Source organism: Planktothrix pseudagardhii (genome assembly GCF_904830925.1).
Taxonomy (GTDB): Bacteria; Cyanobacteriota; Cyanobacteriia; order Cyanobacteriales; family Microcoleaceae; genus Planktothrix; species Planktothrix tepida.
In genome coordinates, this window is the sequence record NZ_LR882967.1 from 101,639 (window position 1) to 115,841 (window position 14,203).

General features: G+C 38.7%; 14 protein-coding genes. 6 read left to right on the plus strand and 8 right to left on the minus strand.

Going from position 1 to position 14,203, the window contains the following annotated elements; translation table 11 throughout:
* Positions 1–158: 158 nt before the first annotated feature.
* A complete protein-coding gene (locus NMK36_RS00340) occupies positions 159–1,250 on the plus strand; it encodes a hybrid sensor histidine kinase/response regulator (RefSeq protein ID WP_072718843.1) in 1,092 nt (363 codons plus the stop codon).
* A gap of 22 nt (positions 1,251–1,272) precedes the next feature.
* Here the strand turns inward: NMK36_RS00340 and NMK36_RS00345 are convergent, their stop codons facing one another.
* From NMK36_RS00345 to NMK36_RS00360, 4 genes are all read right to left on the minus strand, one after another.
* A complete protein-coding gene (locus NMK36_RS00345; protein ID WP_245824240.1) occupies positions 1,273–2,196 on the minus strand; it encodes an RluA family pseudouridine synthase in 924 nt (307 codons plus the stop codon).
* A 40-nt stretch (positions 2,197–2,236) separates the two neighbouring features.
* A complete protein-coding gene (locus NMK36_RS00350; protein ID WP_254172729.1) occupies positions 2,237–4,195 on the minus strand; it encodes a TolC family protein in 1,959 nt (652 codons plus the stop codon).
* Between the two features lie 45 nt (positions 4,196–4,240).
* On the minus strand, positions 4,241–5,425 hold the full coding sequence (locus NMK36_RS00355; protein ID WP_254172730.1) for an ABC transporter permease: 1,185 nt from the start codon (positions 5,423–5,425) through the stop codon (positions 4,241–4,243).
* A gap of 88 nt (positions 5,426–5,513) precedes the next feature.
* Positions 5,514–6,221, minus strand: coding sequence for a uracil-DNA glycosylase (locus tag NMK36_RS00360; protein WP_072718847.1), 708 nt, complete (start codon positions 6,219–6,221; stop codon positions 5,514–5,516).
* A gap of 147 nt (positions 6,222–6,368) precedes the next feature.
* Between NMK36_RS00360 and NMK36_RS00365 the strand changes: the two genes are divergently transcribed.
* On the plus strand, positions 6,369–7,031 hold the full coding sequence (locus NMK36_RS00365; protein WP_072719117.1) for a phosphoribosyltransferase: 663 nt from the start codon (positions 6,369–6,371) through the stop codon (positions 7,029–7,031).
* A gap of 30 nt (positions 7,032–7,061) precedes the next feature.
* Positions 7,062–7,352, plus strand: coding sequence for a hypothetical protein (locus NMK36_RS00370; RefSeq protein WP_072718848.1), 291 nt, complete (start codon positions 7,062–7,064; stop codon positions 7,350–7,352).
* Here NMK36_RS00370 and NMK36_RS00375 read toward each other — a convergent pair.
* A complete protein-coding gene (locus tag NMK36_RS00375; RefSeq protein ID WP_072719118.1) occupies positions 7,341–7,730 on the minus strand; it encodes a VOC family protein in 390 nt (129 codons plus the stop codon). The two genes, NMK36_RS00370 and NMK36_RS00375, sit on opposite strands and share 12 nt — an antisense overlap.
* Before the next feature lie 67 nt (positions 7,731–7,797).
* Here NMK36_RS00375 and tftA point away from each other — a divergent pair, with 67 nt between their 5' ends.
* Positions 7,798–9,162: a hormogonium tapered terminus morphoprotein TftA gene (tftA, locus tag NMK36_RS00380; protein ID WP_254172731.1), complete on the plus strand. Its 1,365-nt coding sequence runs from the start codon at positions 7,798–7,800 to the stop codon at positions 9,160–9,162.
* 103 nt (positions 9,163–9,265) lie between these two features.
* Here the strand turns inward: tftA and NMK36_RS00385 are convergent, their stop codons facing one another.
* The 3 genes from NMK36_RS00385 to NMK36_RS00395 form a co-directional block, all read right to left on the minus strand.
* Entirely contained in the window at positions 9,266–9,643 is a 378-nt protein-coding gene (locus NMK36_RS00385) for a type II toxin-antitoxin system VapC family toxin (protein WP_072718850.1), read from the minus strand.
* On the minus strand, positions 9,630–9,866 hold the full coding sequence (locus tag NMK36_RS00390; RefSeq protein WP_072718851.1) for a type II toxin-antitoxin system Phd/YefM family antitoxin: 237 nt from the start codon (positions 9,864–9,866) through the stop codon (positions 9,630–9,632). The genes NMK36_RS00385 and NMK36_RS00390 overlap by 14 nt, the downstream gene beginning before the upstream one ends.
* A gap of 136 nt (positions 9,867–10,002) precedes the next feature.
* On the minus strand, positions 10,003–10,779 hold the full coding sequence (locus NMK36_RS00395; protein ID WP_254172732.1) for a hypothetical protein: 777 nt from the start codon (positions 10,777–10,779) through the stop codon (positions 10,003–10,005).
* A 242-nt stretch (positions 10,780–11,021) separates the two neighbouring features.
* Here NMK36_RS00395 and cobA point away from each other — a divergent pair, with 242 nt between their 5' ends.
* Positions 11,022–12,632: a uroporphyrinogen-III C-methyltransferase gene (gene cobA / locus NMK36_RS00400; RefSeq protein WP_254172733.1), complete on the plus strand. Its 1,611-nt coding sequence runs from the start codon at positions 11,022–11,024 to the stop codon at positions 12,630–12,632.
* A 228-nt stretch (positions 12,633–12,860) separates the two neighbouring features.
* On the plus strand, positions 12,861–14,048 hold the full coding sequence (locus NMK36_RS00405; RefSeq protein WP_254172734.1) for a tetratricopeptide repeat-containing S1 family peptidase: 1,188 nt from the start codon (positions 12,861–12,863) through the stop codon (positions 14,046–14,048).
* Positions 14,049–14,203 lie beyond the last annotated feature (155 nt).

Sequence of the window (14,203 nt, forward strand, 5' to 3'; positions counted from 1 at the left end):
ATGGGGAGAGGGGGAGATGGGGAGATGGGGAGATGGGGAGATGGGGAGAGGCGGAGGTACTGGAAGAAGATGTTAATATGGTTATTAAAAGTAATAAGCATATAAAATTCAGAAAATCAAATCAATTGCCAACATTCCTGTTATAAACTGGGGGAAAAATGGGAGACATCAGAATTTTGATCGTGGAAGATGAGTTGCTAATTGCCAAGGGATTAGCAAAAAAATTAGAAAAATTAGAATATGTTGTCGTTGGAATTGCGTCTTCGAGTGAATCAGCATTACAAAAAGTGGAAGAAACTCAACCAGATATAATTTTAATGGATATTGTCATCAAGGGAGATTTAGATGGAATTGAAACGGCAAAACTCATTCAGGAAAAATTTAATATTCCCGTTATTTATGTAACCGCTTATGCCGATGATGAAACCTTAGAACGAGCCGAAGAAACAGAATCCTATGGATATATTCTAAAACCGTTTAAAGAGCGAGAAGTTCATGCCGCTATTAAAATTGCATTAAAAAAACATCAATCTACATTAAAAATGCAGGAATCTTTAAAAGAGGCGCAAGCTGTTACCGATGAAAAATCTCGGTTTTTATCCATTGCTTCCCATGATTTAAAAACTCCTTTAACCGCCATTCAAATGTCTGCCGGAATGTTAAAAGATTATAGTGATAAATGGACGGAAGATAAAAAACAAAAACATTTAGATCGGATTCAAACGTCGGTCAGCAATATGAACAATCTTTTAGAAGAGTTGTTAATTTTAAGTCGGGCTGAATCTGGAAAACTAATCTTTAACCCAGAACCGACTCAAGTTGTGACATTTTGTCAATCTATTATCGAAGAAATAAAACCGCTTTCTCAGGCTGAACATCGAGTTTTATTCATGAGTTCTCAAGAAGTCATACACGGAAATTTAGATAAACCTTTACTGCGCCATATTTTGATGAATTTGTTATCGAATGCGATTAAATATTCCCCTAATGGGGGTACAGTCAGCTTAAAAATTCATCAAGATGGTCAATTTATCTGGTTTGAAGTCGCAGATGAAGGCATTGGTTTACCGATGGATTATCAAGCTAAACTCTTTCAACAATTTGAACGGGCTTCTAACGTGGGTAATATTAAGGGGACGGGGTTAGGATTATCCATTGTGAAACAAGCTGTTGATTTACACCAAGGTCAAATTAAAGTTGAAAGTGAAGTCGGAAAAGGAACAATATTTACCGTCACACTACCGTTATAAATTATCATGATCTTTTCGGATTCTAACGACGGCGTAAGACCTCTAAAAGTGTAGTTAACGGATGAGGGATAGGGGCGATCGCTTCAATTTTTTCTCCCGAAATCGGATGATTTAACGTTAATTTCCAAGCATGAAGAGCTTGTCCAGGTAAATTCACCTTGATTGCTTTTCCTCGACTATATTCAGGATCACCGACAATGGGATTTCCCATAAACGCACTATGCACCCGAATTTGATGGGTACGTCCCGTTTCTAAGGTAAATAACATTAACGTATAGTTCCCGATGCGCTCTTGAATTTGCCAATGGGTAATGGCTTCTCGCCCTCCTTTTTCGAGGGGAACAATTGCCATTTTTTTGCGATCAATCGGATGACGACCAATGGGTTGATTAATGGTTCCTGATTCGGTTTTTGGAACGCCATAAACCACCCCTAAATATTGACGACGGGCAGTTTTTTCTTTAATTTGAGCTTGTAAACTTTGCAAAGCAAAATCCGTTTTGGCCACCACCATCGCCCCGGTGGTATCCTTATCTAAACGATGTACAATTCCAGGACGTTGTACCCCGCCAATTCCTGCTAATTGATCACAATGAGCTAATAACGCATTAACTAAAGTATCATTCTGATGTCCCGGTGCGGGATGAACCACTAACCCCGCAGGTTTATTCAAGATTAATAGACAATCATCTTCATATAAAATATCCAAGGGAATATCTACAGCTTCCAGTTCTAAAGGTTGGGGTGGGGGAAGAATAATTTCTAAGCGATCGCCCGTTTGCACAGACAGTTTTTTAGTGGTACAAACTTGTTCATTAACTTTCACCCATCCCTGACTAATTAAGGTTTGAATCCGAGAACGAGACAGATCAGAAATTTGTTGAGATAACCACAAATCTAACCGTCGATTTTGTTGATCGGGAGGTAAATTTTCCGCATCTACCATTAACTGAATTAAAGTGGAATCATTCATTATTTTGCAAAGGTTATTTTTCCAGAGTAATCTCTAATTTATCTAAGGTTATACCCAAACTTTGGTATAAATTGGTTAAGGCGTTTAGATAGTCTATTTTAGCATTTAATTCATCATTTTGAGCTTGGGTTAAATCCGATTGAAATCGAACTAAATCGACAAGGGAAGATCCAGCTACGCCTAACTCAACTTTATCTTTCTCGTTGCGAAGTTGTTCTTCAGCTAACTGGGTTGCACGTTTAGATAACTCAACTTTTTTCCAAGTAGCTTCAATATCTTGTAACCTCTGACTCACATCAATCTCAATTTTTTGAGTCGCTTCTGTTAAGTTATTTTGGGCTTGTAAAACATCGATACGACTGCGTTGAAAATCACGTTCTAAGGTTTGATCACCCAAGGTTTTACTAAAAACTAATCCGGCTCTTAAATCCGTTTGATTGTCAATAATATCCGGTGCTGGTTCATGTCTTACCTCCGTTCTAAAATCGATATTCCATCGACGGTTATTTTCAGCAACAACTAATTGGGTTTTAAATTTTTCTAAATCTAATCTGGCTTGTAAATAATTGGGCTGGTTCTCAAAGCCTAACTGTTTAACTTCACTAGGCTCCAAGGTTTGGGGTTGAATTTCTAAATTTTCAGACGCTATAATATTAACATTCTCATCAATATCTAATAATTCCAATAAATTCAGTCGTTGCTGGTTTAAATTATTTTGGGCATTTAACAAAGAAATTTCTTGATTAGCAACGCGAGTTTGTACAGTAATTAAGTCGGCTCTCGGTCTGCGTCCAGCCTCAATAAAAACTTGGGTATTTTCGACTTGCTGTTGTGCAATAATTAAAGATTGTTGCTCAATTTTAAGTTGTTCTTGCGCTTGTAGTAAATTGCGATAAGCTAAAATTGTTTCGGTAATTTTATCAATTAAAATTGATTTTAATTTAAGTAAATTAATTGTTTCTTGAATTCGAGCAATTTCAACGGAAGCTCGATTAACTTTTTCACCTGCGCCTCTTAATAAAGGTTGGTTAAAAACGACTGCTAAATTTTGTCTTAAAACATCTTGATCAGAAAACCCTGAACCTTGATAATTTCTCTGTTGTCTTTGTCCAGTCCACTCCAAATTAAGTGCTCCTCCGGTGGGAATTCTAACAAAGACTTTCGCTGATAATATTAAACCACGAGTCATTGTTGTTAGATTTCCCTGAGTAATATTATCCCATCCAATCGCTAAACTGGGTGTAAAATCAGGATTAAATTTATCTTCAGCAACGGCTAAATCTTGACGTTCTACCACTCGTTCTAAATATTGATTTTTAATCGTGCGGTTATTTTCTAACGCTAAAATAATCACATCCTGCAAGGTTAATTCAACGCCATCTTGTTCAGAAACAACCGGAACCGGGGAAGCAGGTTGAAGATTAGACGGCTGTTGGGTCAACATTTGGTATTGAGGACAACTAGCCGTTAAATTTAAAGGGGTCATACTATTCTCAATACTTTCAATAGTCGTCTCAACTTCAGAAACATTATTGTTGCTAGTTAAAGCTTGAGGACTCGGATTTAAAATATTAATATTCTCATCTAATAAATTAGGAGGTATGGAGGAATATTGATTAAGGCTAAGTTCTTCTAATAATGGAAGGGAAGGGTTAGATTGAACGTTAGGTGCAGGGATTAAATTTCCCCTAAAATAGGGTAGAAGATCCCCCGAAATCGGTTTAGAAATTGGATTAAGAGTGGGTAGAGATTGGGAAGTGGAAATTGGGGGAGAAAACCATTCTAGCTTTGAGGAAAGACCAGAAGATTCAGGATTTTCAGGTTTAGAAGGAAGTGCCATTACTACAATTCCCCCTAAACCTGATATTAAAGTTAGAATAATCCCCAAAGGTAACAAATTTAAGAGTTCAGATTCTTCCCCAGGTTCAGGGTTGGGTGATGATTCTAACTCTAAATTTTCCGGTTCCTTCATAACCCTCAAACCCTCGTTTTGTTAAGAATTTATATTCTTTCTGCCCTATTCTCCTCTTAAAGCCTTTACTGGGTCAAGTTGACTGGCGCGTAAAGCGGGGAAAAATCCGGCTCCCACTCCCACTAATATAGCTGAACTTAGGGAAAATATAGCGGTTTGGCGTTCAAATTTATAGGGTAACTTAAATTGTTCTGCGATAACAACCGTCGCCCCATGAACCGTGACAATGGCAGTTGTTCCTCCGATTAAACTTAAAATAGCGGCTTCTAAAATAAATTGCAACATAATATCTAATTGGGTTGCTCCTATCGCACGTCGTAGTCCGATTTCTGGAGTCCGTTCTATGACTGAAGCAATGGTAATATTAGCAATACCAACCCCTCCGACAATTAACGCGATCACACCGACAACTAATAACGCTTTAGAAACAGAATCTAAGGTTTTTTGCTGTTCTAAAATATCCTCAATTGTATTCCACGTTCTAAACTTATACCTAATAAACCGTTGTTCTAATATTTTTTTAGCTTGTTCCTCTAAAGTTTCTAAATCTTCAATTTCATAGGGACGTAACCACATCATTCTAATATTTTTTCTGCCTGTAATTGCACTATAAATTGCCATCGGAACATACAGAGAACCCGTTGGTTCTTCCTCCTGGCTTTGTTGAGTAGCAACAATCCCAATCACAGTATAAGGTCTAAAATTAAGATAAATACTTTTTCCTAAAGGATTTATTTTTTCAAAGAGTTTATCAGCCAAAAATTGATCAATAATTAGCACTGGTTGATAGGTTTCAAAATCATTAGACGTAAAATCACGTCCAGCCACTAACTTACGTCCTGATGTGTTTAAAAAATCGATTGTTGTAGCTATAGCAGAAGGATTAGCTTGCTGATTTTGAAAAACAACCTGTTGATCTCTCATCCAATTTATGCCACTAATAGAGCGTAAAGATTTCAACTGTTGTTTTAATATTTTTAGATCTTCTAAAGTCAGTTGTGCAGACTCTTTTGTAAGAGGATTCCAATCTGGAAATATACGAATTTGTGGTGCATCTCGTTCAGCTAATTGTTGCTCAATGACCCCACGGCTAATATTACCGACTTGCAAAGTTGCATTCACCGCAGCGACTCCCATAAATACCCCGATTCCTGATAAGAAAGAACGGACGGGATTGCCTAATAAAGAACGACAACTTAATTGAACTAAACTCAGAATAGAAAGACCCATAATCCTGTTGACTCAATCTGACATCTAGCAATCTACGCCGAGGTTGTAATATTTTATCGTAGGGGTTGGGCCTGCCAACCCTCTAATTTTAAAGAGAGATTAATTCATTTAATTTATCACGAACTGCTTGAATATCTTGCCACATTAACCATTTCGGTGATCCGGTTTCACGGGAAGGATTTCTTAATAAATAAGCAGGGTGAAAAATCGGCATACATAATCGCCCTTCCCATTCCATCCATTGCCCCCTAATTTTAGTAATTCCCCGTTTATCGCCTAAAATAGATTTTACCGCCGTTGCTCCCGTTAATAAAATAATTTTGGGATTCACTAAACGAATTTGTTCTAATAAATAAGGTTTACAAGCTTCCATTTCTTGAGGCGTTGGGGTGCGATTATTGGGAGGACGACAGCGAATTGCATTAGAAATATAAACCTCTTGATCGGTACTTAAACCAACGGATTCTAAAATTTTTTCTAACAGTTGTCCTGAACGTCCGACAAAGGGTAAACCCTGTTCATCTTCATTTTGACCGGGTGCTTCCCCCACAATCATAATCGGTGCTTGCAGATGACCTCGACCGATGACCGCATGGGTGCGATTTTGTCCTAATTCACACCGATAACAATGATTACAATGGTTAGAAATTTCTTCTAAAGTTTGATAAGTTCCTACAGGAATTTCAATTTTAGCATCAGTCGGAATTAAATCTCGATTAAAATTCGATGACACAGACGGAGGGGAAGGTTCAGAATTGTTGAAATCGAATAAACTCAATTGTTCGTGATTAGACATAGTAGGGGTGTTGACGGTTGACTGTTGACGGTTGGTTTTTCACCGACAACCAACACTATTTTAATGGCAGGCGGAATTTCTGATGTTGCAACTCTTGACTGTAACCGTCATTATAGAGGTGATGCGATTGCCGAGGGCAAGCAGTTGATGTTATCCACACCCCTATTTCGAGATCGAACTCATGCTGGTGAGGAACTCGCAAAAGAGATTGTGTTACAGATGAGTTTTGATAGCCCCCAGGAGGAGCAGAAAATTGTTGTTTATGCCTTACCTCGTGGGGGTGTACCCGTTGCGGTTCCCATTGCTCAACGTTTACAATGTCCGTTGAGTGTGATTGTTGCTAAAAAAATTACCCTCCCCGATAACCCAGAATTGGCTTTGGGTGCAGTTACATCCGATGGTCAGGTTCTGTGGTCAAAACGAAAACCCCTGAATTTGAGTTTGCAACAGAGGATGTTACAGGAGGCTCAAACAAAAGCGCAGCAAGCCTGGGAACAGTTATCTCCCAGTTGTCCCCCGGTGACACCTCACGGAGCTTTGGCGCTGGTGGTCGATGATGGTATTGCCACTGGAATGACAATGGCCGTCACGGTGAAAGCCTTAAAAGCTCATCAACCCCTGGCAATTTGGATTTGTGTTCCCGTCGCGCCCTTGGAATTAATGCCTTATATGCAGGAATGGTGCGATCGCGTGATTGTGTTAGAAACTCCCCATCCGTTTTTTAATGTCAGTCGGTTTTATGAAGAGTTTGAGCAAGTCGAAACCCAAACCGCCTTATCGCAACTGCAACACCAAATCTGGCTACAATGAATAACAATTTATAGTTCTCGATTAACCATTATGAGAAGTTGGCGTTTTTGGTGGCAAACTTTTGTCTTTTCAACCCAATATAATCCCCCTCAGTTTGTAGAGCTCTTGATGTTACTCTTAGGAATTCTTTTACTGTTCCTTTGGAGTTTAACCGCACAGTGGCCTTATTTGGTTTTGTCTCTGAGTTATGTTGCGGGATCATCCACATCAATGTTAATTCGAGAAGCTCTGACTCCTTCCCCTCATCTGCAACTGACCCAAGGTTTAGCTATCGTATTATTAATTCTGAGTGCTTACACCTTAATTGATTTAGTCGGATGAAAAATTGTCGGGAATTTCATATAAAATTAAACGATTTCCCATCGGATCATAAGCATAAATTTCCCGACCATGAGAAGCGGTTATAATGTCTCCAGGCGGTGGATATCCAAGACGTTTTAAATGGGCGATCGCTGCTTCTAAATCCTGAACTTCCAAACACAAACTCATTCCTGTTTTCCCCCCTGAAGAAAATTCAGAAATATGGGTCGGTTTAGGTTGGAAAATTCCCAATCTTAAACTCGGTAACTGAAATTCTGCATAACGATGGGGAATATGCGAAACGGGTTCTATTCCCAACAAGTGGGTATAAAAGTTGACCAGAATTTCGATTTTAGGGTCAGCAAGGGTGACAAAAGCCTCTTGGCAGTGTAAAACCATAAAGGGAAGTAAAAATTTAATCACGCAATTGCCCTCAATATTAAACTTAAAGTCGAGAGCTTAAACAATGGGACGAATTTTTTTATCCGCAGGTCATGGAGGATTTGAAAATGGTGTAAGAGATCCGGGTACCGTTGCAGGCGGGACAACGGAAGCCCAAGAAATGATTCGCATTCGAGATTTAGTCGTCAGCGAATTACGATCAAAGGGGTTTCAAGTGATTGTGGTTCCTGATGATCTCAGCCAAACTCAAACGATTGATTGGATTAATGCTCATTCTCAATTTGGAGATGTAGCTTTAGAACTGCAAATGGGTGGATCATCTAACCCTTCAATTCGGGGAGTAACCGCTTTTTATATTGCGGGAAATTCCCAACGAAAAAAACAAGCGGAATCCATTTTATTATCCCTTTTGCAACAAGTTCCTCAACTTCCCAATCGAGGCGCAAAACCCGACACTGAAACGGGATTAGGAAGCTTAATTTTTATTCGTTGGATTGCGATTCCTTCCCTCTACTTAGAATTAGGATTTCTAACCAATCCCACTGATCGGGCTTTAATTCAAACCCGACGACGAGATATTGCCATTGGAATTACCAATGGATTAATCAGTTGGTTAAATCAGGACTCTACAAATCCGATTCCAACCGTTCCTCCCGGTACACCAGTTTATGGTTCTATTGGGATTAATATTAATGGTCGTCGCTATGGAGAAAATGGAATTTTAGTAAATGGAAATGCCTTTATTCCCATTGATTTAGTCGATAAATTAGGATTAAATTTATCTCAAATTTCTAATAGAGTCAGAAGAATTCGATACAATAATATTGTTTATATTCGTGCGATAGATTTAAGAAATTGTGGTATTTCCGTGAGTTGGGATAATCCCAATCGTAGTGTTGTGTTGCGTTCTAATATTCGTCCCTATAATAGTCAAATGGATCAAATTATGGGTAATGGGTTAACAACGGAAGTGCAACTGATTATGTTTATCAAAACTCATGATTCTAATCTAATCAATAGCGTTCCTCAAATTGCCAAAATCTATCGAGAAGAAGCCAGTATTGAAGGAGTTAATCATGATATTGCCTTTTGTCAAATGTGTTTAGAAACCAACTTTTTACAATTTGGGGGAATTCTCAAACCTGAACAACATAATTTCGGCGGTTTAGGAAGTTTAGGAGGCGCTTCGGAAAGTGCGTCTTTCCCCACAGCAGAAATTGGAATCAGAGCCCATATTCAACATTTAAAAGCCTACGCCAGTCATGAACCTTTAGTTCAAGATATTGTCGATCCTCGGTTTGAATTTGTCACCAGAGGAATCGCCCCCTATCTACAACAATTAAGCGGTCGCTGGTCAGACGATCCCACCTACGGTGAGCAAATTTTAGCGTTAGTTAGAAGACTCTATGAACTATCAGGATTATTATAATGGGATGGGAAATATAGCGATGTGCGATTATTAGCCTAAAGTTTAAATACATATTTATATTCCATCCTTCAATATCTGGGATATAATCTCTATTGATTATCAATCATTCCCATTTCGCTTGAACATAATTCGCTAAAATTATGTTGTCTTTTGTCAGTAAAATATTTCCATTTACCCCTGCATGAGCAACAATAAGGCGATCAAAGGGGTCACGAGTCCAATCTAATCCCAGACTATAACCAATCACTTTATTAAAATCTTGCTCACAAATTCTCAAACCGATAAGATTGCCCAAATCAGCAATAATGGGATCTGGCTGTTCTGAAATTCGTCCAATTTCGTAGAGATATTTCAACTCCAAACGTACCATCGGTGAAATGTAGAGATCATGAGTATTCATCAAAGACCTCGCTAAATCACTCAATTTGTCCGTTAATCCTGCATACAGCCAAACTACAATATGAGTATCAAGGTAGATCAAGATTGACCTCCTGCTCCCAATTAAGATCAATCAAATCGTCCGGTTCTCCTAAAATAACATGAGGACGATATACCAAGTTCTGTAACTTCTCTAACTTTTCTACGGGGACAATGCGAAGACGTTTCCCCCCCCGATCAATTTCCAAAGGTATCCCTGTTCTTAAAATCTCGTCGAGCAAATTGTCAAGATTACCTTGTAATTCCTTTGGTGTAACACTTTTCATTTTTTTCTCCTTGTATAGATTATATTATATGAAATCTAATTATAAATGCTATAGATGATTCCCCCTAACCCCTTTAACAAAAGGAGTTTTTGGGGGATCATGAAGGGATGGAATATTACTATCAACAACCAACCCATTACGCCTCTTTGACAAATCGAATAATTTCTCGAACATGATTAAGAAATTGCCCATCAGCACTTAATTGAGCGATCGCATTTTTTGCTTCTCTTTCTAAACGCTGATGTTCCGATTGATTCGTCGCTTTCAAGGTTTCTAAATTAGCCGTTAAATGAGTTAACTCTTCACGAATAGCTTGCCATTTTTGTTCTTGTTGAGTTGCCCAAGAATCAGGATATTTTAGGTTCAATTTTCGCTCTAACTCTTTTAAGGTTGTTTCCAAAATTTCAAAGCGATTTCGCAATTCTACAACATCCTCACGGGGATAGGAAAATTGACGACGAACCATTGCTAATCGAGTGGCTAAATATTGATAAGCACGCACCGAAGGCCGTAAAATCGTTAACAGTAAAGCCGCACCTGCACCCCAATAACCCACCACACTAATTCCTAACCAAGCTAACCCATAAAGTCCGATAGTGGATAACAAATGTAAACCCAAAGCAACCCAAAGAGAACGTTGAGCTAACTGAGTGACATATTGCACTTGTTGTTCTTCAACAAAAATCCCCTTTTTTCTCGATTCTTCGGCTTCGGCTAAAACTTCTTTCGCCTCAAAATGAATATTCCAAGGAACCGTTACAATTAACAATAACCACCAAAAAACGGCACAACCAATGACCCAATCTAAAAAGCTTCCCGCCGGAATATGTAACCAGTGCAAAACACTAAAGGTGAGTAAGAGAACTACGGTTAATCCTAAACCGAAATCACCATAATTAAACTGTATTTTCATAAAGATTCAACTCTCCTCAATAATTAGTAGGGTGCGTAAGCTCCGCGCACACACCACAAACCCTAAATGTTTTAAAGGTCATGACCATTGACCATCACAAAGTCAATCCACCCCACTTCTGTTCCCCGATTATGAAGAAAAATAATAATATTTTGATATCCACTGTGACACTTCTTAAAGCTTCATACCCTTGAGTTAGGATAAAATTAAATTCAAACCTTCACTTCTCTAAAATTCTACCAATGATTGGGCAAAAAGGAAAAGTTTATTTAATGGGAGCAGGGTTAGGAGAAATTGCTTATCTAACCTTACAAGCTCAAGCATTACTCTCCCAAGCAGAAGTCATAATTTATGATGCTTTAGTTGATGACTCTATTTTAACATTAATTCCAGCAAATTGTTTAAAAATTAATGTCGGAAAACGAGGCGGACAGCCTAGCACTCCCCAAGCAGAAATTAATCAATTATTAGTCGAATATTGCCTGAGAGGAAAACAAGTCATTCGTTTAAAAGGAGGTGACCCGTTTATTTTTGGACGTACCACTTCCGAAATTCAAGCCTTAATTGAATCTCAATGTAACTTTGAAGTCATCCCCGGACTTTCATCCGCTTTAGCTGCACCAACTCTCGCTTCTATTCCCCTAACAGACCCGGTGATGAGTCGTTGCTTTGCAGTCATGACCGCCCATGATTTAGAAGCCTTAGATTGGCAAATTGTTTCGCAAATTGAAACCTTAGTCATTTTAATGGGAGGACGAAATTTAGCTGAAATTGTCCATCAACTGCTACGCCATGAACGACTACCCCAAACCCCCATTGCTATTATTAAATCTGGGGGTTGTCCTCAACAAAAAGTCTGGATCGGTACATTAAATGATATTGTAGAAATAACAGCCCATGAATCTTTATCTCCCTGTGTAATTGTAGTAGGTGAAGTCGTGCGCTTGCGAGATTTCCTTAACCCTGCCCAACACTCTTGGCAACCAAATCAACCCCTAGAAAATTCTATTTTAAATCTGGATACTATGAATCTACCTTTATTCGGAAAAACCATATTAATCACTCGTTCTGCTGAACAATCCAGTCAATTTAGCGACTTATTAAAAGCACAGGGCGCAACGGTGATAGAAATGCCTGCTTTAGTGATTACTCCTCCCTCCAGTTGGGATAGTTTAGATCAAGCCATTGAACAGTTAGAAAAAGGTTCTGAAAATCATTTTGATTGGTTAATTTTAACCTCTTCTAATGGCGTTGAATACTTTTTTAATCGCTTAATAAACCTGGGAAAAGATATTCGCAGTTTAGGTCAAACTAAAATAGCCGTTGTCGGGAAAAAAACCGCAGCCAGTTTGCAAGAACGTTGTTTAAAACCAGATTTTATTCCCCCAGATTTTGTGGCAGATTCCCTCGTTGAACATTTCCCCGAATCTTTAGAAGGTAAACGAATTTTATTCCCCAGAGTAGAAACGGGAGGACGAGAGGTTTTAGTTCAGGAATTAACCACAAAAGGAGCAACGGTTGTGGAAGTAGCAGCTTATGAATCTGGCTGTCCTGAGAGTATTTCTCCTGACGTTTTAGAGGCGTTACAAAGTCAAAAAATTGATGTGATTACCTTTGCGAGTTCTAAAACCGTTAAAAATTATTACCAGTTAATTCAATCCCTCCCTGAACACACTTTACCCCCCAATTATTTAGACTCGATTTGTATTGCTTCCATTGGCCCCCAAACCTCTAAAAGTTGTATCAATTTATTAGGACGGGTAGATGTTGAACCTCAAGAATATACCTTAGAAGGATTAACGCAAGCCATTATTAATTATTTGATTTGTGCAGCAGATGTTTCTGCCTGCTAATTGTTTGTTAAATAACTTTAAAATTGATGGTTTGCTAATATTAGAGTACAACATCACCCCCTCATTGATATTAGCTTAAAATAGAAGTTACAAAAAGGATGAACAAAATCTCGTGAAATTACGTCTATTGATCAAATTGTCGTTTTATGAATTTCAGCCGAGTTTTTAATGGGTAGTAGGTAACGGATGATGGCAAATCAAGTGGCTTTATTATCGAGGATTTGAATTATGGGTTTAGGGTGGTTTGCGTCGGACTCTTTTCTTTATCTCGTAACCGGAACAGCAACGGTGGCGGCTATCGTTGTCAGTCAATCAACAATTGTGATGGCAAAAACAGCGCAACAGGTAGCAGAAATTGCCGAACCGATTACCGTACAAATTAATAGTCAATTAGGAGATGGTTCTGGGGTGATTATTGCTAAAAATGGTAATATTTACACGGTGTTGACTGTTAATCATGTTGTCGAAGATCCAACTGTGGAATATAGTGTGCGAACTTCTGATGGAAAAAATCATCCGAGTCAGAAGATTATTCGTTTACAAAATGATGATCAAGAACCGGATTTAGCGATTATTAAATTTGAGAGTTCTCAACAGTATCCGGTGGCAACATTAGGTAATTCTGAACAAGCCGTAATTGGTGCTCAAATTTATGTTTATGGATACCCAGCAACGGGGGGATTAACAGGTGTTGAACGGGAACCGGAATTATCCCCTGGATTAGTCACCAGTCGCCCGAAAAATCGTCCAGAAGGCTATAATTTACGCTATCAAGCGGTGACTTGGAGTGGGATGAGTGGGGGGCCAGTTTTTGATTCGGAAGCCCGTGTTGTTGGCTTACATGGACAGGGAGAATTTGGCTTTGCTCAAACCAGTTCCGGTGATGTGGCTCCGATTAAAACAGGATTTAATGCGGCAATTCCGATTAATTTATTTATGGCAAAACTATTAGAAACGGGTTTAAAATCATCGGATTTAGTCATTGATGAAAAACCGCCAGAAGTTAATCCGCTTTCCTGGGATCATCCCCAAAGTTATCAAGCGTTTTATTTTCAAGGATTAACCTTATTAGATCAAGGGGAAACTTGGGATGCAATTGATTCTTTTAATCAAGCGATTGAATTAAACCCGAATACTCCAGAAGCTTATTTTAATCGAGGCATTGCCCGCACTCTTTTAGCGACTCGAATTATTGAACCGACTCGCGCTCCTAATCCGATAGAAGATTACACCGAAGCGATTCGTTTAAATCCGGGTTTTGCTGATGCTTATTATAATCGAGCTTTAGCTTATTTGCAATTAAATAATAAAGAAAAAGCGATCGCTGATTTCCAAAAAGCTGCTGAACTTTATGATAAATTAGGTCGAAAAGCTTCTTATGAAGATGCGTTAGAGCGTCTTAAAGAGTTACGATAAATTTAAGGGTGGTGCGTGCGCTTTGCTTACGCACCCTACGAGGTTTGAATAGACATCTCCGAAAATCTCCAAATGCCCTCTATCGCTACTTTTGGAATCTCTAGCACTCCTGTGCCGGCTTCTCCAAAAGTAACGGATTCATAGGCTTTTTCAGT

What these genes read in the sequence shown, in the direction of transcription:
- cobA (WP_254172733.1), top strand. Translation starts at nt 11,022, where the DNA reads ATGATTGGGCAAAAAGGAAAAGTTTATTTAATGGGAGCAGGGTTAGGA.
- NMK36_RS00365 (WP_072719117.1), top strand. Translation starts at nt 6,369, where the DNA reads ATGTTATCCACACCCCTATTTCGAGATCGAACTCATGCTGGTGAGGAA.
- NMK36_RS00340 (WP_072718843.1), top strand. Translation starts at nt 159, where the DNA reads ATGGGAGACATCAGAATTTTGATCGTGGAAGATGAGTTGCTAATTGCC.
- NMK36_RS00375 (WP_072719118.1), bottom strand. Translation starts at nt 7,730, where the DNA reads ATGGTTTTACACTGCCAAGAGGCTTTTGTCACCCTTGCTGACCCTAAA.
- NMK36_RS00350 (WP_254172729.1), bottom strand. Translation starts at nt 4,195, where the DNA reads ATGAAGGAACCGGAAAATTTAGAGTTAGAATCATCACCCAACCCTGAA.
- tftA (WP_254172731.1), top strand. Translation starts at nt 7,798, where the DNA reads ATGGGACGAATTTTTTTATCCGCAGGTCATGGAGGATTTGAAAATGGT.
- NMK36_RS00345 (WP_245824240.1), bottom strand. Translation starts at nt 2,196, where the DNA reads ATGGTAGATGCGGAAAATTTACCTCCCGATCAACAAAATCGACGGTTA.
- NMK36_RS00360 (WP_072718847.1), bottom strand. Translation starts at nt 6,221, where the DNA reads ATGTCTAATCACGAACAATTGAGTTTATTCGATTTCAACAATTCTGAA.
- NMK36_RS00395 (WP_254172732.1), bottom strand. Translation starts at nt 10,779, where the DNA reads ATGAAAATACAGTTTAATTATGGTGATTTCGGTTTAGGATTAACCGTA.
- NMK36_RS00355 (WP_254172730.1), bottom strand. Translation starts at nt 5,425, where the DNA reads ATGGGTCTTTCTATTCTGAGTTTAGTTCAATTAAGTTGTCGTTCTTTA.
- NMK36_RS00390 (WP_072718851.1), bottom strand. Translation starts at nt 9,866, where the DNA reads ATGAAAAGTGTTACACCAAAGGAATTACAAGGTAATCTTGACAATTTG.
- NMK36_RS00405 (WP_254172734.1), top strand. Translation starts at nt 12,861, where the DNA reads ATGGGTTTAGGGTGGTTTGCGTCGGACTCTTTTCTTTATCTCGTAACC.
- NMK36_RS00370 (WP_072718848.1), top strand. Translation starts at nt 7,062, where the DNA reads ATGAGAAGTTGGCGTTTTTGGTGGCAAACTTTTGTCTTTTCAACCCAA.